Annotated in this window: 17 protein-coding genes; 3 read left to right on the top strand and 14 right to left on the bottom strand. The window is 72.0% G+C overall.

Translation table 11 applies throughout. From position 1 onward, the window contains the following. Positions 1-135: 135 nt before the first annotated feature. The 7 genes from cobT to RKD23_RS30840 form a co-directional block, all read right to left on the bottom strand. Positions 136-4,230, bottom strand: coding sequence for a nicotinate-nucleotide--dimethylbenzimidazole phosphoribosyltransferase (gene cobT, locus RKD23_RS30870; protein WP_424856673.1), 4,095 nt, complete (start codon positions 4,228-4,230; stop codon positions 136-138). 346 nt (positions 4,231-4,576) lie between these two features. Further along, on the bottom strand, positions 4,577-5,794 hold the full coding sequence (cbiE, locus tag RKD23_RS30865; RefSeq protein ID WP_424856672.1) for a precorrin-6y C5,15-methyltransferase (decarboxylating) subunit CbiE: 1,218 nt from the start codon (positions 5,792-5,794) through the stop codon (positions 4,577-4,579). 115 nt (positions 5,795-5,909) lie between these two features. After that, positions 5,910-6,548: a GNAT family N-acetyltransferase gene (locus RKD23_RS30860; protein WP_424856671.1), complete on the bottom strand. Its 639-nt coding sequence runs from the start codon at positions 6,546-6,548 to the stop codon at positions 5,910-5,912. Positions 6,549-6,719: 171 nt separating this feature from the next. Beyond that, complete coding sequence (locus RKD23_RS30855) at positions 6,720-7,547, bottom strand: MetQ/NlpA family ABC transporter substrate-binding protein (RefSeq protein WP_424856670.1); 828 nt, start codon at positions 7,545-7,547, stop codon at positions 6,720-6,722. Between the two features lie 74 nt (positions 7,548-7,621). Continuing rightward, entirely contained in the window at positions 7,622-8,359 is a 738-nt protein-coding gene (locus RKD23_RS30850) for a methionine ABC transporter permease (protein ID WP_424856669.1), read from the bottom strand. Further along, positions 8,356-9,390 (bottom strand): methionine ABC transporter ATP-binding protein, encoded by a 1,035-nt coding sequence (locus tag RKD23_RS30845; protein WP_424856668.1) that lies wholly within the window; start codon positions 9,388-9,390, stop codon positions 8,356-8,358. Before RKD23_RS30845 ends, RKD23_RS30850 begins: the two co-directional genes overlap by 4 nt. A gap of 331 nt (positions 9,391-9,721) precedes the next feature. Beyond that, positions 9,722-10,369 carry an HAD family hydrolase gene (locus RKD23_RS30840; protein WP_404043009.1) on the bottom strand — a complete coding sequence of 216 codons (648 nt, stop codon included), beginning with the start codon at positions 10,367-10,369 and terminating at the stop codon, positions 9,722-9,724. A 54-nt stretch (positions 10,370-10,423) separates the two neighbouring features. Here RKD23_RS30840 and RKD23_RS30835 point away from each other — a divergent pair, with 54 nt between their 5' ends. After that, complete coding sequence (locus RKD23_RS30835) at positions 10,424-10,783, top strand: hypothetical protein (protein ID WP_424856667.1); 360 nt, start codon at positions 10,424-10,426, stop codon at positions 10,781-10,783. Between the two features lies 1 nt (position 10,784). Further along, positions 10,785-11,204, top strand: coding sequence for a hypothetical protein (locus tag RKD23_RS30830; RefSeq protein ID WP_424858376.1), 420 nt, complete (start codon positions 10,785-10,787; stop codon positions 11,202-11,204). Positions 11,205-11,271: 67 nt separating this feature from the next. Here the strand turns inward: RKD23_RS30830 and RKD23_RS30825 are convergent, their stop codons facing one another. The 3 genes from RKD23_RS30825 to RKD23_RS30815 form a co-directional block, all read right to left on the bottom strand. Next, positions 11,272-11,769, bottom strand: a complete 498-nt coding sequence (locus RKD23_RS30825; protein ID WP_424856666.1) for a GNAT family N-acetyltransferase — start codon at positions 11,767-11,769, stop codon at positions 11,272-11,274. A gap of 44 nt (positions 11,770-11,813) precedes the next feature. Then, positions 11,814-12,320, bottom strand: coding sequence for a sigma-70 family RNA polymerase sigma factor (locus RKD23_RS30820; RefSeq protein ID WP_404043003.1), 507 nt, complete (start codon positions 12,318-12,320; stop codon positions 11,814-11,816). A gap of 75 nt (positions 12,321-12,395) precedes the next feature. Continuing rightward, positions 12,396-13,553: a glycerophosphodiester phosphodiesterase gene (locus RKD23_RS30815; RefSeq protein ID WP_424856665.1), complete on the bottom strand. Its 1,158-nt coding sequence runs from the start codon at positions 13,551-13,553 to the stop codon at positions 12,396-12,398. A 378-nt stretch (positions 13,554-13,931) separates the two neighbouring features. Here RKD23_RS30815 and RKD23_RS30810 point away from each other — a divergent pair, with 378 nt between their 5' ends. After that, positions 13,932-14,603 (top strand): lysophospholipid acyltransferase family protein, encoded by a 672-nt coding sequence (locus tag RKD23_RS30810; protein WP_404042999.1) that lies wholly within the window; start codon positions 13,932-13,934, stop codon positions 14,601-14,603. Between the two features lie 98 nt (positions 14,604-14,701). Here the strand turns inward: RKD23_RS30810 and RKD23_RS30805 are convergent, their stop codons facing one another. From RKD23_RS30805 to RKD23_RS30790, 4 genes are all read right to left on the bottom strand, one after another. Next, entirely contained in the window at positions 14,702-16,222 is a 1,521-nt protein-coding gene (locus tag RKD23_RS30805) for an MFS transporter (protein ID WP_424856664.1), read from the bottom strand. Next, positions 16,219-16,770 carry a TetR/AcrR family transcriptional regulator gene (locus RKD23_RS30800; protein ID WP_424856663.1) on the bottom strand — a complete coding sequence of 184 codons (552 nt, stop codon included), beginning with the start codon at positions 16,768-16,770 and terminating at the stop codon, positions 16,219-16,221. Before RKD23_RS30800 ends, RKD23_RS30805 begins: the two co-directional genes overlap by 4 nt. Positions 16,771-16,850: 80 nt before the next feature. Continuing rightward, entirely contained in the window at positions 16,851-17,822 is a 972-nt protein-coding gene (locus RKD23_RS30795; protein ID WP_424856662.1) for an aldo/keto reductase, read from the bottom strand. 77 nt (positions 17,823-17,899) lie between these two features. After that, positions 17,900-18,730 carry an alpha/beta fold hydrolase gene (locus RKD23_RS30790; RefSeq protein WP_424856661.1) on the bottom strand — a complete coding sequence of 277 codons (831 nt, stop codon included), beginning with the start codon at positions 18,728-18,730 and terminating at the stop codon, positions 17,900-17,902. Positions 18,731-18,963: the final 233 nt, after the last annotated feature.

The raw sequence follows: 18,963 nt of genomic DNA, 5'->3' as shown, positions 1-18,963 counted from the left end.
CGACGGGGCGTGCGGTGGGCGCTACGGCTTCGGAGCGGCCCTGACGTGCGGATTTTAAGCTGCGGGAGAGGCACACGGCAGGGTCGGTCCGCTGACTGAACAGCGGACCGACCCCGCCGATGACGCCTGGGGCGCCTACTTCTCGGTGACGCCCGCCGAGTCGAACGTCGCCACCTCGTGCATCGCGCGGGCCGTGCTCTGGACCAGCGGGAGGGCGAGAAGGGCGCCGGTGCCCTCGCCGAGGCGGAGGTCGAGGTCGACCAGGGGGCGCAGGCCGAGCTTGTTGAGCGCGGCGACATGGCCGGGCTCGGCGCTGCGGTGGCCGGCGATGCAGGCGGCCAGCACCTCGGGGGCGATGGCGCGGGCCACCAGCGCGGCCGCACCGGCGCTGACGCCGTCCAGGATCACCGGCGTCCGCAGGGACGCGCCACCCAGCAGGAGACCGACGATCGCGGCGTGCTCGAAGCCGCCGATCGCCGCGAGGACGCCGATCGGGTCGGCCGGGTCGGGCTGGTGCACCTCGATGGCCCGGCGGACGACCTCGGTCTTGCGGGCGAGGGTCTCGTCGTTGATGCCGGTGCCGCGGCCCGTCACCTCGGCCGGGTCGGTGCCCGTGAACACCGAGATCAGGGCGGCGGACGCGGTGGTGTTCGCGATGCCCATCTCGCCCGTCAGCAGGGCCTTGTTGCCGGCCGCCACCAGGTCGCGGGCCGTCTCGATGCCGACCTCGATGGCCTGCTTGGCCTCCTCGCGGGTCATCGCGGGGCCCGTGGTCATGTCGGACGTACCGGCGCGGATCTTGCGGGGCAGCAGACCCGGGGTGGAGGGCAGGTCGCCGGCCACGCCGACGTCGATGACGCAGACCTCGGCGCCGACCTGGTTGGCGAAGGCGTTGCAGACCGCTCCGCCGCCCAGGAAGTTGGCGACCATCTGGGCGGTGACCTCCTGCGGCCAGGGGGTGACGCCCTGGGCGTGCACGCCGTGGTCACCGGCGAAGATCGCGACGGCCGCGGGCTCCGGGATCGGCGGCGGGCACTGCCGGGACAGGCCGCTGAGCTGCGCGGAGATGATCTCCAGCATGCCGAGCGCGCCGGCCGGCTTGGTCATGCGCTTCTGCCGCTCCCAGGCCTCGCCGAGCGCCTTGGCGTCCAGCGGCCGGATCTGCGCGACGGTCTCGGCGAGCAGGTCGTGCGGCTCCTCGCCGGGCAGGGCGCGGCGGCCGTACGTCTCCTCGTGCACGACCCACGACAGCGGGCGGCGCTTGGACCAGCCGGCCTGCATCAGCTCGGGCTCGTCCGGGAACTCGTCGACGTACCCGACGCACAGGTAGGCGATGACCTCCAGATGCTCGGGCAGGCCGAGGGCGCGGACCATCTCGCGCTCGTCGAAGAAGCTGACCCAGCCGACGCCGAGGCCCTCCGCGCGGGCGGCGAGCCACAGGTTCTCCACCGCGAGGGCGGCCGAGTACGGCGCCATCTGCGGCTGGGTGTGCCGGCCGAGGGTGTGGCGGCCGCCGCGGGTCGGGTCGGCGGTGACGACGATGTTCACCGGGGTGTCGAGGATCGCCTCGATCTTCAGTTCCTTGAACTGCTTCGCCCGGCCCTTCGGCAGCGACTTGGCGTACGCCTCGCGCTGGCGCATCGCCAGTTCGTGCATGGCCCGGCGGGTGTCGGCCGACCGGATGACCACGAAGTCCCACGGCTGGGAGTGCCCCACGGACGGCGCGTGGTGGGCCGCCTCCAGGACGCGCAGCAGCACCTCGTGCGGGATGGGGTCGCTGCGGAAGCCGTTGCGGATGTCCCGGCGCTCGCGCATGACCTTCAGTACGGCCGCGCGCTCGGCGTCGTCGTAGGCGGGCGCGGCCGGGCCCGCGGACTGTCGTGCTTCTGCCACCGCGGCCGTGCCCTCTGTTTCCTGGACCTGCTGGTCGTGCCGGTCTTCCTGTTCGGCGACCCGGGTCTCCAGGTCGTCCGCCTGCTGTACGAGTTCCACGTCGCCGTCCGTCTCCGGCGCCGCCTCCCGCTGTGCCGGTACGGCGATGGGGTGCGGCGGGGTCGGAGCGAGGTGCGGGGCCGTCGGTACGGGGGCGCCCTCCACCGGCACGAACTCGCCCAGCGGGGGCACGTCGACCGCGCCGGTGGGCAGGGTGCCTTCGTCTCCGACGGGGTGGGCGGGGTGGACGGGCTGCGCCACGGCCGGGGCTGGGTGCGGGGCCGGGCTCGGCTGGGTGATCGACTGCGGGCCTGCGAGGGCTTCCGGCTGGGGGGCTACGTCCCCTGGGTGTACGTCCGCCGGGTGGGCCGTGGGCGGCTCGGCGGGGTGGGGGCCGTCCGGGATCTGGGCCGCGGGGTCCGGGATGTGGGCGGCGGCCTGGGCGGGGACGGGGGTGGGCTCGGCCGCGAGGGCGGGCTCCGCTGCGGGGGTGGGCTCGGCCGCGAGCGCAGGCTCGGCCTCGGGGATGGCCTCGGCTGCTGGGGTGACCTCGGCCGCGGGCGCGGGCTCGGCCGTGGGGTGCGGGGCCGGGGTGAGGTGCTCAGGCTGCGGGGGCTGCTCGGTGGTGGCGGTCGGCTCCGGCTGCGGGAGCTGCTCGGGCGCGGCGGGCTGTTCCGGCTGCGGGGCCTGCTCCGACTGGGCGGGCTGGGCGTCCGGGGTCGGCTGTTCGGCCGTGGGCGCCGGGGCGGTCGGGGCCGGGGGCTCGTCGGGGATCGGCTGCGCGTCGGGGATCGGCTGCGCGTCAGGCATGGAGTGGGCGTCCGGGATGGGGTTGCCGTCCGCGACCGGCTGGGCGTCCGGGACCGGCTGCGCCTTCGGCACCGGCTGCGCCTCCGCGGGCGGCTGCTGCGCCTGCGGGGCCTGGTCGGGGGTGACCTCGGCCGCGGGCTGCGCGTCCGGGGTCGGTTCCTGGACGGGAGCGTCCGCGGGCTCCTGGGTCGACTCAGCGAGGTCGGCGGGGGCCGGGGCCTCTGCCGGCTGGGGCGTCACCTGGTCAGGGGCCACGGCTACGACGTCCACGACCTGCGGCTGAGCGGCCTCGGCAGGGGCGGCGTCCACGACCTGCGGCGCCTCCACGGCGGGAGCCACAGCAGCGGCCTCCTCGGCCTGCGGAGCGACCGGCACGGCAGGAGCGGCATCCGCGACGGGCGCGACCGGCTGAGCCGGGGCCACGGCAACGGCCTCCACGGCCTCCACCGCCTCCGCGACCGCCACAGCCTCGACGACCTGCGGCGCGACCGGCGCGGCGACAGGGGCATCCACGACAGGCTCGGCAGCGGCCTCCACGACCTGCGGCTGAGCAGGTTCGACAACGACCTCCCCCGCCTGCGGCTCGACCGAGTCGGCGACAGGCGCCTGCGCGACCTGGGCGTCTTCCTGGGCGGGCTCCGAAGGAACCGCAGCAGGAACAGCGGCAACCGGCTCGGCAACGGGCTCGCCCACAACGCCCTCTCCGGCCTCGGCGACGCCCTGCACGGGTACCTCGGGCTCAGAGGCGACCGGCACCGCGGCCGGCTCCTGCGAACCATCGGGCCCGACCGGCTCCGACACGGCCACGGCCTCACCCGCGGGCGTCGTAGCGGCCACCGCCTGGGTCGTGAGGCGGGCCATCGTGGCCTGGGCCGCGTCCACCGGCTCGGTGGCGGGATGCGGAACCGGGCCAACCGTTTCCGCAGCCGGGGCCGCCGCGGGCACCGGGGCCGGGGCGGGAGCGGCCGCAGGGGCACCCCACGGCGCCGCACCCTGGGGCATGGCGCCCTGCGGGGCGGCCTGCTGGGCCGGCATCTCGCGGGCGCGCGGCACGTCCAGGTACTCGGGGCCGGAGGTCGGGGGGCCGGGCTGGCGCACGGGCGCGCCCGCGGGGCCGCGGTCGGCCAGGGAGCGGACCGGGCTCGCGGAGGCGTCGGGGATCGGCGGGCCGAGGTGCAGCGGACGGCGCGCCGCCGACGCGGCCGGGTTCGGCAGACGGACGCCGGTCAGGTCGACGGAGCCGCTGTCACGGCCGCCCGTCTCGTGCGGGTCCGGCTCGTGCACGGCCTCGACGACCGGCTCGGGCGCGGGGGGCGCCACTTCGTTGCCCCAGGCGCTCTGGGCGCCCGGCAGCAGGAGGTCTTCGTCCTCGGCGGGGGTCTCGGAGAGGTAGGTGGTGTACGCCGCGTGCTCGGGAACGCCCGGCTGTTCCACCATGCCTGCGTTCTCCGGCAGCCCCTCGCCCGGGACCTGGCCGGTGTCGGTCATGCGTACCCCTCGCCCATCGGTTAGTGCCTCTACGTCCAGCTCACCCGGAACGGCGCACCGACCGCCCCGCAATGAAGAACGAGCGTCCGTGTCCAGCGGCACGAACGACCCGCCCGGAAAAGGCGACAAAGCCATTCGGTGGCATTGTCTCCGGCGTTCCGCCGTCGCGACACCTTGATCCGCAACGGTCCGCTGTGGACTGCGCCACGTTGCGCGTCCTCCGGTTCTGCCGTACCACACTCACCCCAAAACGGGTGTGCTTTCCGGACATTGACCGACGAAGCGCCGGGCGACCGAGTGCGGTACAACGATCGGCCAGCCTACCGCGCGCAGTACGACAACAGGATCACGGGGAGCGATCCGGCAGGACCCCGCTGAGCAGGAACGCAACGCTCCGCTCCTTCTCCGTCCAGGCGCGGGTGTCCAGTTCCACGGACTGCAGCAGGGCGCACTCCACGTCGTACCCGTGTTCGGTCAGATCGCGGCCGAGGAGTTCGGCCTCGTCGCGGGTGGCGGCGTGGGCGACGATGCGCCGCGGGCGGCGGTCGGCGACCGCGGAGACCACGGCCGCTCCCCCGCCGCCGACCCGGACGACGTCCGGTTCCGGCAGGTCCTCCAGGACGTGCGGGGCCGTGCCCCGGACGATCTGCATCTGCACCCCGAAGCGGCGCGCGGCGGCGTCGGTGCGCGCGCAGGCCTCCATGGAACGGTCGACGGCGAGGACGGCGGCACCGGCGCGGGCGGCCTCCGTGGCGAACGCGCCCGCACCGCACCCGATGTCCCACACCAGGTCGCCGGTACGGGGTCCCAGCCGGGCGAGTTGGGCGGCGCGCAGCATGTCGGTCTCGCCCTCGCCCAGCTCACCGCCGTAGGCCTCGGCGGGCTGGGTCCAGCCGCGGGGGCCGGTGCCCGGGTCGCGGCCGGCGATCCAGCCGTCCTCGGCGGCGGGGCCCGTACGGGCGGGGCCGCCGATGACGATGACGACGTTGGGGTCGCGCCAGGTGTGGTCGGCGGCCTTGTCGGAGGTGACGACGCTGACCTGTTCGCGGTCGGTGCCCAGTTCCTCGCAGATGACGAAGGTGCGGTGGACACCCTCCAGGAGGAGTCCGAGTTCGGCGGGTCCGGCGCCGGGTGAGGTGAGGACCGCGACCTTGGTGTGGGCGCGGCATACGTTCACCGCGCGTCGCAGGGTGCGGCTGTGGGCGACGACCACCTGGGCGTCGTCCCAGGGCATGCCGGCACGGGCGAACGCGGTGGCGACCGAGGACACGGCGGGCACGACCTCGACCTCCAGGCCGAACTCGGGCGCGCGCAGCGTGCGTACGACGCCGAAGAAGCCGGGGTCGCCGTCGGCGAGCACGACCGCGGTGCCGCGGTGGGCGGCGATGCGGCGGGCCACGAGGGCGACGCTGCCGAGCCTGATGCGCTCGGCGGCGGGGGGTACCTCGGGCAGCGTCAGATGGTGGGCGGCACCGGCCACGAGGGTGGCGGCGCCCAGTGCGGCGCGTGCCGCCGCGGTCAGCGGCGAGCCGTCCCAGCCGATCACCGTGACCCGGTCGGCCATCGTCGTCAGTCTCCAGGGATCGTCGCAGCTCGTCGTGGGGTCGGCCCGCTCCGGGGCGGGCTTGGTGAGCGTACCTGGTCGTGCTGTGGGAACGGCTGCGGCTTCCCGGCGCCGATCAGTTCCAGTCGGCGTACGACGTGAAACCGGCGGTGTCGGCGAGCTGCTCGGCGCTGCCCTCGATGTCCTCGGGGAGCAGGCTCCAGACGATGAAGTCGGTGCGGAAGTCCGTCCAGGTGCCGTCCCCGGCGCGGACGTGCGCTATGCAGGCGTTGCGCAGGACTCCCTCGCTGATGCAGCCGATCTTCTGGGCGACCTGCTGGGATGCGGTGTTGTCGGCGGCGGTGCGCAGTTCGATGCGCTCGAACTTCTGGTCGCCGAAGAGCCATTGGGCGGTGGCGAGCGCGGCCTCGGAGGCGTAGCCCTCGCCGCGGGCCCAGGGGGCGATGATGTACGACAGCTCGGTGGAGCGGACGTGCCAGTTGGTCTTGGTGAGCTGGACGATCCCGACGAGGCGCTGGGTGAGGAACTCGGTGACGGCGAGGTCGAGTCCGTGTCCCGCTTCCCGTTCGGTGGGGGCGTACTCGGTGATCCAGCTGCGGGCGCCGTCTTCGGTGAAGGGCTGCGGGACGTCGGTCCAGGCCGCGACCTGTTCGTCGTTCATCATCGCGGCCAGGGCGGGGACGTCGTCCTCGTCGAGGGGACGCAGCACCAACCGCTCCGTGCTGATGGAGATGTTGGGGAAGGTGCTCGTCATGCGCCGCTCCGTAGCCGTGGAAAGCCGTCGAAAAGCTGAGGTCGTGCTGAACTGCCCAGCATGCAGCATGAAAGCACTGAACCGCACCCGGGGACCCCTCGGTTCGCGCATGCGTTCGCGCAGAGGGGACACCGGGTGCGGTGAAGGCCCGTTGACAGGGCGTCAGTGGGTTCAGAAGGAGGCGATGACCGAGCCGGCGTACTCGTCCTCGATGAACTTCTTGACCTCGGGCGAGGTCAGCAGCTCGGCGAGCTTCTTGACGCGCGGGTCGTCCTCGTTGCCCTTCTTGACGGCGAGGAAGTTGCCGTAGGGGTTGTTCTCGGCGGACTCCAGGACGAGGGCGTCCTTCGCGGGCTTGAGGTCGGCCTCGATGGCGTAGTTGCCGTTGACGACGGCGGCGTCGACGTCCTTCAGGGAGCGGGGGGTCTGGGCGGCCTCCAGCTCCTTGAACTTGAAGTTCTTGGGGTTCTTGGTGATGTCCGCGGGGGTCGCCTCGTTGCCCACGCCGTCCTTGAGGGTGATCAGGCCGTTGTCGGCGAGCAGCTTCAGGGCCCGCGCCTCGTTCACGGTGTCGTTGGGGACGGCGATGGTGGCACCGCTCTTGAGGGCGTCGGCGCTCTTGGCCTTCTCGGAGTACAGGCCGAGCGGCTCCAGGTGGACCGTGACGACGGGCACGACGTGGGTGCCGTTCTTCTTGTTGAAGTCGTCGAGGTACGGCTGGTTCTGGAAGTAGTTGGCGCCGACGGAGCCGTCCTCGGTGGCCGTGTTCGGCGTGACGTAGTCCGTGAACTCCTTGACCTCCAGGTCGAGGCCCGCCTTCTTCGCCAGGTTGTCCTTGACGAAGTTGAGGATCTCGGCGTGCGGGGTCGGGCTCGCGGCGACGATCAGGGGGCCGTCGGCGGAGGAGGAGCCGCTGTCGGAGGAGCCGCAGGCGGTCAGCCCGAAGGTGAGGGCTCCGGCGGCGAGGACGGCGGTGGTGATCTTGGCGGTGTTACGCACGAAAAGTGCCTTTCCTTATGGGTGGTGCGACCCCGTCGTGGGTGAACGGGGAGTCTGGGGGTGCCCTGAGGGAGTCAGGCGGCCTTGCCGACCCCGGCCGCGTCCGGCTCCTTCGCCTTGAGCAGGCGGAGCTTCGGGGCGGGCCCGGAGCGGGCGCCACGGCGGTGCAGGGAGCGGGCGGCGTAGTCGCCGGCGAACTGGATGACCGAGATGACGACCGCGAGGATCGCCACGGTGATCCACATCAGGCCGGTCTCGAAGCGCTGGTAGCCGTAGCGGACGGCGAGGTCGCCGAGGCCGCCGCCGCCGACCGTGCCGGCCATGGCGGAGTAGCCGATCAGGGCGATGACCGTGGTCGTCGTGCTGGCGATCAGCGAGGGCAGCGACTCGGGGACGAGGACCTTGCGGACGATCGTCCAGGTGTTGCCGCCCATGGACTGCACGGCCTCCACGAGCCCGCCGTCCACTTCGCGGACAGCCGTCTCGACGAGCCGCGCGAAGAACGGGATGCCGCCGATGGCGAGCGGCACGATCGCGGCCTCGCTGCCGATGGTGGTGCCGGTGATCCAGCGGGTGAAGTTCATCAGCGCGACCATCAGGATGATGAACGGCATCGAGCGGCCGACGTTCACGATCTGCCCGATGACCTTGTTCACCACGGTGTTCTGCAGCAGGCCGCCCTTGTCCGTGAGGACCAGCAGGATGCCCAGCGGCAGTCCGCCGACGACCGCGATCAGGGTGGACCAGCCGACCATGACCAGTGTCTCGGTACACGCCTGCTCCAGCAGGGGCTGCATCTCCGACCAGGTCACTTGGCACCTTCCTTCACCAGTACGGCGTCCTGGCGGACGACGTCGATCTGCAGGCCCTGTTCGCGCAGGAAGCCGATGGGCACCACGTTGTCCTCGTAGCGGCCGGGCAGTTCGATGCGCATGCGGCCGACCTGGAGGCCGCCGACGGTGTCGATGGCCGCGCCGAGGATGGAGATGTCGATGTTGTAGGTGCGGGCCAGCTGGGAGATGACCGGCTGGGTCGCGCTCTCGCCGTGGAAGGTGACGTCCACGACCGTGCGGTCCTCGCCGGAGGCCTCGCCGCCGACGGGGAACAGCGCGGAGGCGAGCTGGGAGCCGGGGGTGCCGAGCAGTTCACTGACCGTGCCGGACTCCACGATGCGCCCGCGCTCCATCAGGGCGGCCGAGTCGCAGATCTGCTTCACCACGTCCATCTCGTGCGTGATGAGCAGGACGGTCAGGCCGAGCTGGCGGTTGAGGTCGCGCAGCAGCTGGAGGATGGAGCGGGTGGTCTCCGGGTCGAGCGCGCTGGTCGCCTCGTCGGACAGCAGCACCTTGGGGTCGCCGGCCAGGGCGCGGGCGATGCCGACGCGCTGCTTCTGGCCGCCGGAGAGCTGGGCCGGGTAGGCGTTCGCCTTGTCGGCGAGGCCGACGAGGTCGAGGAGTTCGAGCGCCTTGCGGGAGCGGTCCTTGCCCGACTTTCCGAGGATCTCCAGCGGCAGCTCGACGTTGTCCTGCACGGTCCGCGAGGACAGCAGGTTGAAGTGCTGGAACACCATGCCGATACGGCTGCGCGCCCGCCGCAGCTCCTTGCCGGCGCGGGGGCCCCGGCCGGCGAGGGCGGTGAGGTCCTGGCCGGCGACGCTGACCGTGCCGGAGGTGGGGCGCTCCAGGAGGTTGACGCAGCGGATGAGGGAGGACTTGCCGGCGCCGGACTGGCCGATGACGCCGTACACCTCGCCTTCGCGGACGTGAAGATCGACGCCCTCGAGCGCGGTGACCTCGCGGCCGCGGGAGCGGTAGACCTTGGTGAGGCCCGTGGTGGTGATCACGTGGGTTTCCGTCACTGTCGAGTACGCGGGCGTGGATGTGCCCTGGTACGGAAGGGGGATGTGCGCGGGGCAAGCTGGTCACGTACGGCGCTGGGCGTACGGACATGCCACTGCGGGGCTCGCTTCGGGGCGCGAGGCTCAAGAGATGGTGCGGGGGCCCTCTAGAAGGCGCACATTCGACACATACAACGAGCACCGGGCGTCATGGTCGCCTCGGTCGCAAGGATGCGGCAGCTCGTCGTGGTCATGCGATCAGTAAAGCAGACGGACGCTCCTGACCGGGCACGGCTGTCCGGATAGTGGACAGCCGTGGACACATGCGTTGCCGTTCTCAGTCGCGTACGGCAATCTCCACGCCCGCGTCGGTGACCAGTACCGACAAGGCCGACAGGTCCCCGACCACGAGGTCGGCGTCGAGCTGTTCGGCGCGGTGGGTTGTGGCCAACGCCACGGTCCGCATTCCGGCCGCGCGGCCCGCGGTGAGCCCGGCGGGGGCGTCCTCGAAGACGACACAGTCGGCCGGGTCGACGCCGAGCTGCCGGGCGGCGAGCAGATAGGGCTCGGGGTCGGGCTTGCCGCGGGTGACCTCGTCGGCGGTGATCAGCGTCTTGGGCAGGATGCCGACGGCGTCCAGGCGGGCCTCGGCCAGCCGGCGGGTGGCGGAGGTGACGACCGCCCAGCGGTCGGCCGGCAGGGCGTCCAGGAAGGCGCGGGTGCCGGGCAGCAGCTCGACACCGCCGGGGACGTCGTCCACCTCCAGCTGCTCGATCCGCGCGACGGCCCGCGGCACGACGTCGGCCGGGAGCAGGTCGGCGGCGATCGCGACGGCGGTACGGCCGTGCAGCGCGACCCGGGCGAACTCCTCGGGCGGGATGCCGTACTCGCCCACCCAGCGGGCCCAGCAGCGGTCCACCGAGGCGAGGGAGGACACCAGGGTGCCGTCGTTGTCGAAGAGCAGGGCGCGTGCGTGGATCGTCATGCCCCGACCCTACGCCGATGTGGTCTAGACCCTTCGACGTAATAGGGTCACGGCATGCTTGATGCCCTGACGCTGGCGACCGGAGTCGCCGCGCTGCTGCTCGCCGCCTGGTGCGGCTGGGCCGCCTACCGTGATCAGCCGACGAAGGACTGGCACTTCATCGGGATGGCCGTGGTGTCGGTGCTGGCGCTGGTCCAGCTGGTGATCGGGATCGTGCAGCTGGCGCGGGGCGAGAAGCCGGAGCAGGGCACGACGATCTTCGTGGCGTATCTGCTGGGCGCGTTCGCGTGTGTGCCGGTGACGGGGTTCATGTCGCTGGCCGAGCGCACGCGCTGGGGCTCGGTCACGGTCGCCGCGGGCGGCGTCGTCCTCGCGGTGCTGGAAGTACGGCTCTACGACATCTGGGGTGGCTGAGGTGACGGCGGTGGAGGAGAAGCCCGCGCGGCTGATCAGCGGGCCCGGGATGCTGCTGGTGTGGCTGTACGGGGTGATGGTGGTCGGCGCGGTGTCGCGATCCGCCGTGCAGATCGCGACCGACTTCGATAAGGCGCCGCTCGCGTACGCGCTGTCGGCTCTGGCCGGGCTGGTCTACGGGTTCATCACGTACTCGCTCGTGCGGGGCGGAGAGATGGCGCGGCGGGCGGCGTTCGTGTGCTGCGGGGCGGAGTTGCTCGGGGTGCTGACGGTCGGCACGTGGACTCTGGCCGATCCGTCAGCGTTCCCCGACGCGACGGTGTGGTCGGACTACGGGATGGGGTACCTGTTCATCCCGGTTCTGCTGCCGCTCTCCGCCATGTACTGGTTGCGCAAGGCGCGGTCCCAACAGGGTGGCTGAGCTGTTCTCGCGGCTTCCCGTTGTTTGGGGCTGGTCGCGCAGTTCCCCGCGCCCCCAGGAAAGCGCCCTACGCGGTAGCCGCGTATGAAGTTGCCGCCTTCTCCAGGATGACCATCGGGACTCCGTCCCGGCCCTGTTCCGTCCCTACGGCCACGTAGCCCACGCGGCGGTACAGGCGCAGGCCGTTCTCGCTGCGGTGGCCGGCGCTGAGGCGGAAGGTCGTGGCGCCGTGCTGCTCGGCGAGGGCCGTCTCCGCCGCGCGCAGCAGTCGTGCGCCGATGCCGTGGCCCTGGAGGCGGGGGTGCACGCAGAGCTTGCCGATGGCGGCGGCGCCGTCCTCGGTGACGCGGCCGTGCACCGAGCCGACGACCTCCTCGCCGAGCCGCGCGACGAAGACGCGGTCGGCGGCGACCTCCTCGCGAACCGATTCCAGGCTCTGCACGAGCGGGTCGATGCGGTAGTTGCCGTACAGCGCGGCTTCGCTCTGGAAGCACAGGTACTGCAGCCTGAAGATCTGCTCGACGTCCTGCTCGGTCGCCTCGGAGATGATCACGCTCATGCCCATGTGTGCACGCCTCCCGCTCACCTGTCGCCTGTCGTCCCCCACTCCTATCCCCGCACTCTGCGGGCCGCAACCTCCGGTGTGAGCAAACGACGCAGACATCCCAGACATCTGGAGCGTTCCGGGCCGAGGCTGCCCTGTGAGATACCCAACTCCCCCGCGATCTCCCGGTAGGTCAGGTCCCTCGGGGAGAACAGGGCGGACAGCAGTCGCGGGCAGCGTCCGGGCAGCCGGGCCACCGCGTCCCGCAGGACTCGAAGGCGGGCGGCGGTGAGCACCTGCTGCTCGGGGTCCCGGGCGGCCTCGTCGGCGGGCTCGCTCTCGTACGGCCGCTCGAAGACGGTCGTACGACGGCTGCGGCGGGCCTCGGCGCGGACGGCGGCGCGCAGCCAGCGCTCGGGGTCGTGCGGGGGGCCGTCGGCGTCGAGGCGCTCCAGCAGGCGCAGCCACACCGCCTGTTCGAGGTCGCCGGGCTCGGTGCCGGTGGCATGTGCCTCGGCCGAGGCCTCGGCGACGAGCAGGGGGCGCAGGGCGGTGACCATGTCGGGCGTCATATGCGGCACGACGCGGCCGCCCGGGGCAGGGGTTGCCGGGCGGCCGGTGGTTCACCTCAAACGGTTCAGCGGGGCTCAGCCGTTGACGAAGTCCTCGCGGGCGAGCAGGCCGGTGTCCGGCTGGTCGGTGAAGATGCCGTCGATGCCGGTGGCGAAGTACACCTGGTAGGCGCCGAAGACGTCGCCGTACGCGTCGACGTCGGTGCCCTTGCGGAAGTCCGCCGGCAGGAACGGGTTCTCGTTGCGCAGCGTCCAGGGGTGCAGGATCAGGCCGACCTTGTGGGCGTCGGCGACCAGCGTGGTCGGCGTGGTGAGGCGGCCACTCGCGTCCTTCGGGACGATCAGGTCCAGGGTGGGGCCGATGCCCTGGGCGTAGGAGGCGATCTCGCGCAGCCCGGCCGGCTTGACCAGGTCGGCGACCGTGCGCGGGTCGCCGGTCTCGACGAAGTCCCAGGGGCGGGTGGTGGGGCCGGACAGCAGGACGACGAGATTGTTGTCGACGAGCTTGTTCAGCCGCTGGATGCTGGTCGGCTCGAAGGACTGCACGATCACCGGCGAGGTACGGCGGTCCTTGCCGTGCCGGTGCAGCAGCTTGGCGACCCGCTCCTCCAGGCCGAGGCCCAGCTTCCGGAAGTAGGTGGGGTGCTTGAGCTCGGGGTAGATCCACACCTGCTTGCCCCGCTTGCGGGTCTGCTCGTCCTGCCAGAGCAGCACCTCTTCGAAGGTGGGGATCTCCCAGCGGCCGTCGTAGAGGGTGTTGTGCGGGCGGTTGGCCGGGATGCGCTCGGTCGCCCGCAGGGTCTTCAGCTCGGCGAGCGTGAAGTCCTCGGTGAACCAGCCGGTGACGGAGGCGCCGTCCAGCACCTTGGTGGTCCTGCGGCCGGCGAACTCGGGGCGGCTCGCGACGTCCGTGGTCCCGCCGATCTCCGGCTCGTGCCGGCAGACGAGGTGGCCGTCCTTGGTGGGCACCAGGTCGCCGGCCTCGACGATGTCCGCGCCGAGGTCCAGGGCGAGCTGGTAGGAGCCCAGGGTGTGCTCGGGGCGGTAGCCGCTGGCGCCGCGATGGCCGATGATCGTGGGCTTGGGCAGGCTCCTCACCCCACCCGAGTGCCCCGTCGCCCCGGCGGCTCTCGCCGTGCCGGACAGGCCCAGGACACCGGCGCCCAGCACCGCCGCGCCGAGGAGTGCCCGCCGTCCGGTGCCCTGCGGCTCGTTCGACTCCTGCGTTGCCATGCGCGGCCTCCTCGCCGTCGGTGCTCGTGGTGTGCGGGCCGATCGTAGGGGCGCGGACATGACCGGAGGGAGACCTCGGCTCGAACACGCGGATGACGCTGAATGGCGTACGAGCGGATGACGCTGAATGGCGTACGAGGGGACGTAGATGACGGGCCGTCGGTTTGGCCGGGTACCCCTCCGGGACACCCGGAGGACAGATGCTCGCGCGATGTCCGTCACATCGTCGCGCCCACGTTACGGGGGCCCGGCGTCGGGCCGCCGCAGGTGAACGCCGGTCAATTCCGTGTAAGACCTCGGTGAACCCGATGTGCGCAACACCCGTGGCCGCGAGTATCGTCCTCACCTGCACAGACACATACAGAACCGGAGGACCCGTTGTCCCGCTTCGCGCTCATCAAGGGTGTGCTCGGTCCGGTCATGCGCCTGATGTTCCGCCCCCGGGTGGAGGGCGTGGAGAACATTCCGGGCGACGGTCCGGTCATCCTCGCCGGCAACCACGTGACCTTCATCGACTCGATGATCCTCCCGCTGGTCTGCGACCGTCAGGTGTTCTTCATCGGCAAGGACGAGTACGTCACCGGCAAGGGCCTCAAGGGCCGGCTGATGGCGTGGTTCTTCACCGGCGTCGGCATGATCCCGGTCGACCGGGACGGCGGCAAGGGCGGCGTCGCCGCGCTGATGACCGGGCGGCGGATTCTGGAGGAGGGCCGCGTCTTCGGGATCTACCCCGAGGGGACGCGGTCGCCCGACGGGCGGCTGTACCGGGGCCGTACCGGCATCGCGCGGCTGACCCTGATGACCGGGGCGCCGGTGGTGCCGTTCGCGATGATCGGCACGGACAAGATCCAGCCGGGTGGGGCTGGTATGCCTCGGCCGTCCCGGGTGACCGTGCGGTTCGGGGAGCCCCTGGAGTTCTCCCGGTACGAGGGGATGGACCGGGACCGGTATGTGCTGCGGGCCGTGACCGACTCCGTGATGGCCGAGGTCATGCGGCTGTCGGGGCAGGAGTATGTGGACATGTACGCCACGAAGGCCAAAGCCGCCTGAGGATTCGCTCTGCCGCCGTAGGGGTGCTGCCCGTACGGCGGCTTTGCGTTGTCGTTGGTTGCTCGCGCAGTTCCCCGCGCCCCTTAGGGCACCTTTCCCTACGCGTTTTCCAGTTTCTGGTTCTTCAGCATGAACCACGCCGCCACCGAGGCCGCCAGCAGTACGGCTGCTCCCGCGCCCGCTGCCATCGCCAGGCCGTCCACGAAGGACTGGCGGGCCGCGTTCAGGAGGGTCTCGCCCGTGTGGGGCGGCAGGGTGGCTGCTACCTCGGTCGCGCTGCCGAGGGACTCGTGGGCCTCGGCGGGGGTGCCGACCGGGGCGGGGAAGCCCCGGTAGACGCCGGTGACGATGGAGCCGAGCAGGGCGATGCCGAGGGCCGCGCCCAGTTCGTAGGCCGTCTCGGAGACCGCGGAGGCGGCGCCCGCCTGGTCCTTGGGGACGGAGCCGAGGATGACGTCCGCGGTCACCGTGAAGGAGAAGCCCGCGCCGACGCCGACGACCAGCAGGGCGGCGCCCAGGACCGGGTAGCCGGTGGACTGGTCGAGGAAGGCCAGGGAGGCCAGGGCCAGGCCGACGGCCGCCAGGCCGCCGGAGACCACCGTACGGACCGAGAGGCGGCGGGCCACCCGGCCCGCGACCAGGCCGGCCGCCACCGCGCCCACGGCGGCCGGGAGTTCCGCCAGGCCCGCCTCGAACGGGCGTCGGCCCTGGACGAGTTGCAGGTACTGGGACAGGAAGAACACCAGGCCGGACAGGCCGAGGATGGTCAGCAGGTCGGCCAGGACCGCGCCGCTGAAGCCGCGGTGGGCGAACAGGCGCATGTCCAGCAGCGGGGCCGGCAGGGTGAGCTGACGGCGGACGAAGGCGTACAGCGCGGCCAGGCCCAGCAGGCCCACGGCGAGGGGTTCCCAGGCCAGGCCGTGCGAGGCGGCCTCCTTCACGGCGTAGACGACGCCGATCATGCCGACCAGGGACAGCAGCACGCTGGGCAGGTCCCAGGGGCCGGGCTCGGGGTTGCGCGACTCGGGCAGCAGCTTGATGCCGACGAGGACGAGGACCGCCATCACCGGCAGGTTGATCAGGAAGACCGAGCCCCACCAGAAGTGCTCGAGCAGGAAGCCGCCCGCGATCGGGCCGACCGCGGTGCCGGCGGAGGCGGTGGCGCCCCAGATGCCGACGGCGAGGCTGCGCTCGCGCGGGTCGTGGAAGAGGTTGCGGATCAGGGCGAGGGTGGCCGGCATCAGCGTGGCGCCGGCGACACCGAGCAGGGCGCGGGCCGCGATCATCATCTCGGGGCTCGTGGCGTAGGCGTTGAGCACGGAGACCGCGCCGAACGCGGTCGCGCCGACGAGCAGGATGCGCTTGCGGCCGATGCGGTCGCCGAGGCTGCCCATGGAGACGAGCAGACCGGCGATGACGAAGGAGTAGACGTCGCCGATCCAGAGGAGCTGGTTGCCGGTGGGGCGCAGATCCTCACTGATGTAGGGGGTTGCGAGACCGAGGACCGTCGCGTCGACGGCCACCAGCAGCACGGCGAGCACGAGGACGGACAGCGCGAGCCAGCGGCCCGGGCGCTTCACCGCCTCGGTCGTCGTCGCCGGCTGCAGGGCGCTGGTCATGGTTCCTCTCTCCGTAGTGCTCCGCCGAGCAGCAGCTCGACGATCATGAACTGGAAGTCGTTGCGGGCGACCTTGCCGTCCATCACCGCCCACGCCCCGGCCGCGATCAGGCCGTAGAGCGCCTCGGTGAGCCAGGTGGGGGTCAGGTCGATGCGGAACTCTCCGCTGTCCTGGCCGCGCCGGAACAGGGCCGCGATCCGGGTGTCGAGCCGGGCCCAGCCCGCGTTCTGGCCCTCGCCCTCGAACAGCTGGTTCTCGCTGTAGAGGAACGACAGCAGCCCGGTCGCGGGCTCGACCTCGCGCACGAGGCGCCGTACGGCGTCGCTCGCACTGCCCTCGTCCAGCCGGGCCGCGTCCAGCGCGGCCTCGCACTCGGCGATGCCGAGCGACTCCAGGGCCCTTACGAGGGCGTCGCGCCCGGCGAACTGGCGGTGCAGGGTCGCCCGGCTGATCCCGGCGGCCTTGGCGACCTCGTCCATGGTCGCGGTGGACTTGCGGGTCAGCAGGGCCGCGGCACTGCGCAGGACGTGGTCACGATCGACAGCCATGAGACAACCATAGCCCATGTGAGACATCTCTGTCTCATCGAGGGCATGCGTGTCTCAGGGTCAGGGACCTCCGGGGTGGTTCAGTGCCAGGGCAACGCGCCGCGCTTCTCCCAGTACGCGCGCGGCTCCTCGGCCAGGGCGGCGAGGCGGGCGAGCTGGTCCTCGTCGAGGTCCACGACCGGGGCGTGCAGGTTGGAGGCGAGCTGAAGGACGGTCGCGGCGCCGGAGAGGACCACCCCGGCCCAGGGCTGACGGAGCACACAGGCGAGGGCCACCGCGTCGCAGCCGAGGGAGGTCTGGGCGGCCACCGCCTTCAGGGCGTCGGGCGCGTGGGTTTCCGCCAGGCGGCCGTTCGCCATGCCCTCCTTGACGATCACCGTGAGCCCGGCGTCATGGGCTTCGGCGAGGGCGGGGGCGGCCGAGGGCTCCAGGAGGTTGTAGGTCGACTGGACCGTACGGAAGAGGGGCTCGCCGTCCACGGTCACGGCGAGCGCCGCGCGGATGGCGTCGGCCTGGGCGGGACCGCTGGTGGAGAAGCCGACCGACACCCCCTGGGCCGCCGCCTCCGCGAGCTCGGCGTGCAGGGCCTTGTCGGTGAGGGCGGGGCTGTCGGGGGTGACCGAGTGGATCTGGTAGAGGTCGAGGCGCTCGCCGAGCAGGGCGTCGGTCTCGGCGCGCTGACGCCGGTACGTGGCGAGGCTGTGGTCCTTGACCTCGTGCTGCTCGGCGTCGGTGGACCAGTCGGCGGTGTAGGTGTAGCCCCACTTGCTGCCGACGACCACGTCGTCGGCCTCCGGGTGGGCCTTCAGCCAGTCGGCGAGGAACTCCTCCGAACGGCCGTAGGAGCGGGCGGCGTCGAAGTAGCGGACGCCCTGCGCGTAGGCCGCGTCGAGGAGGTCGTGCGTGCGCTGTTCGAGCGCTTCGACCGTACGGTCCTCAGGAAGGTCGTCGTCCCGGCCGAGATTGATGTAGCCGGGGCGGCCGACGGCGGCGAGGCCCAGTCCGATGTGTGCGGTCGGGGTGGTCGCGGCGGCCAGGCGGCTGAACGGCATGAGGGCTCCCTGCACGATCGGCTGAGGCGGATCCGGCACCAATCTAACCGGCCGCGCCCCAACCGGCTCGGGGCGGCTCAGCCCATGCTGACGCACCGCGGCACGAAGGCCGGGTCGGCCGGGCCGCGCCGGTCGAGGGCGTTCAGCACCCACTGCTCGACCAGCGGGGACTTGGGCGCCTGGTCGTGCTCGGTGAGGTCGAGCGGACAGCGGTCCTGCAGCAGCACATTGGTCACGTACGAGGCCGGGCCGTCGAGGAAGGCGCTGGTGTGGGGCAGCACGACCTCGTCGTACCTGGTGGCGATCGCCGTGTAGTCGGGGCCGACCGGGGTCTCGGGGTCCGCGTTGAGCTTCTGCAGGAACTCCGACCCCGCGGTCTGGTCGACGCAGGAGGGGCAGAGGGTGGCTCCGGCCACCAGGGCGAGCGGGTTGGTGGTGCCGTGGTTGGAGGGCACGATGCCGACGAGGTCGTCGACCTTGGTCGCGCCGCCGAGGAACTTGACGTAGTAGCGGGGCATCATGCCGCCCTGGCTGTGCCCGACGATGTCGACCTTCTTGGCGCCGGTCGCGCCGAGCACGGCATTCACGAAGTCGCGCAGCTCGGCCGCCGAGTCGGGGATGGGGGCCGTCTCCAGGTCGCCGTACTCGAAGGAGAAGACGCAGTGGCCGGCGGCCGCGAGCTCGGGCGACAGGGTCAGCCAGTTCTCGTACGAGGTCTTGAAGGTGCCGTTGACCAGGACGACGGGCTGCGGGTGGGCCGAGTCCGGCTTGCAGGACCAGTTGTTGGCGCCGGGCGGCGGCGTGTCCGCGGCGCCCGCGGGGGCGGCGGTGAGGCCGAGCGCGGAGAGGGCGGCGAGGGTGACGGTGGCGAGGAGGCGGGTGGTGCGTCTCGTGCGGATTGCTCGCATGACGTCCCTTTCGTGCTCGGCTGCTTGCCCGGCTTCATGATCGGCTGAGGCGACCGGTGTTCGGCAATGCCGACCGGGTAACCGGAATAGTTACCTCCGAGTAGGAAGTCGTCAAGGTTTCGGCCAGTGGCTGAATCCCATCTGTTATCGAGCAGCGCGGGCAACGCAAAGCGGGGCAATACGAGGCGGGGCAACACAAAAGGGCCCGGACATGTCGTCCGGGCCCTTCGGGG

This window comes from Streptomyces sp. SAI-170 (assembly GCF_049739565.1).
GTDB lineage: Bacteria > Actinomycetota > Actinomycetes > Streptomycetales > Streptomycetaceae > Streptomyces.
The sequence above is the reverse complement of the archived record's forward strand: the minus strand, read 5'-3'. Positions and strand labels throughout refer to the sequence as shown.

Excerpts from the sequence above, each read along its gene's own strand:
- cobT (WP_424856673.1), bottom strand. The coding sequence starts at position 4,230 with ATGACCGACACCGGCCAGGTCCCGGGCGAGGGGCTGCCGGAGAACGCA.
- cbiE (WP_424856672.1), bottom strand. The coding sequence starts at position 5,794 with ATGGCCGACCGGGTCACGGTGATCGGCTGGGACGGCTCGCCGCTGACC.
- RKD23_RS30860 (WP_424856671.1), bottom strand. The coding sequence starts at position 6,548 with ATGACGAGCACCTTCCCCAACATCTCCATCAGCACGGAGCGGTTGGTG.
- RKD23_RS30840 (WP_404043009.1), bottom strand. The coding sequence starts at position 10,369 with ATGACGATCCACGCACGCGCCCTGCTCTTCGACAACGACGGCACCCTG.
- RKD23_RS30835 (WP_424856667.1), top strand. The coding sequence starts at position 10,424 with ATGCTTGATGCCCTGACGCTGGCGACCGGAGTCGCCGCGCTGCTGCTC.
- RKD23_RS30825 (WP_424856666.1), bottom strand. The coding sequence starts at position 11,769 with ATGGGCATGAGCGTGATCATCTCCGAGGCGACCGAGCAGGACGTCGAG.
- RKD23_RS30820 (WP_404043003.1), bottom strand. The coding sequence starts at position 12,320 with ATGACGCCCGACATGGTCACCGCCCTGCGCCCCCTGCTCGTCGCCGAG.
- RKD23_RS30815 (WP_424856665.1), bottom strand. The coding sequence starts at position 13,553 with ATGGCAACGCAGGAGTCGAACGAGCCGCAGGGCACCGGACGGCGGGCA.
- RKD23_RS30805 (WP_424856664.1), bottom strand. The coding sequence starts at position 16,222 with ATGACCAGCGCCCTGCAGCCGGCGACGACGACCGAGGCGGTGAAGCGC.
- RKD23_RS30800 (WP_424856663.1), bottom strand. The coding sequence starts at position 16,770 with ATGGCTGTCGATCGTGACCACGTCCTGCGCAGTGCCGCGGCCCTGCTG.
- RKD23_RS30795 (WP_424856662.1), bottom strand. The coding sequence starts at position 17,822 with ATGCCGTTCAGCCGCCTGGCCGCCGCGACCACCCCGACCGCACACATC.
- RKD23_RS30790 (WP_424856661.1), bottom strand. The coding sequence starts at position 18,730 with ATGCGAGCAATCCGCACGAGACGCACCACCCGCCTCCTCGCCACCGTC.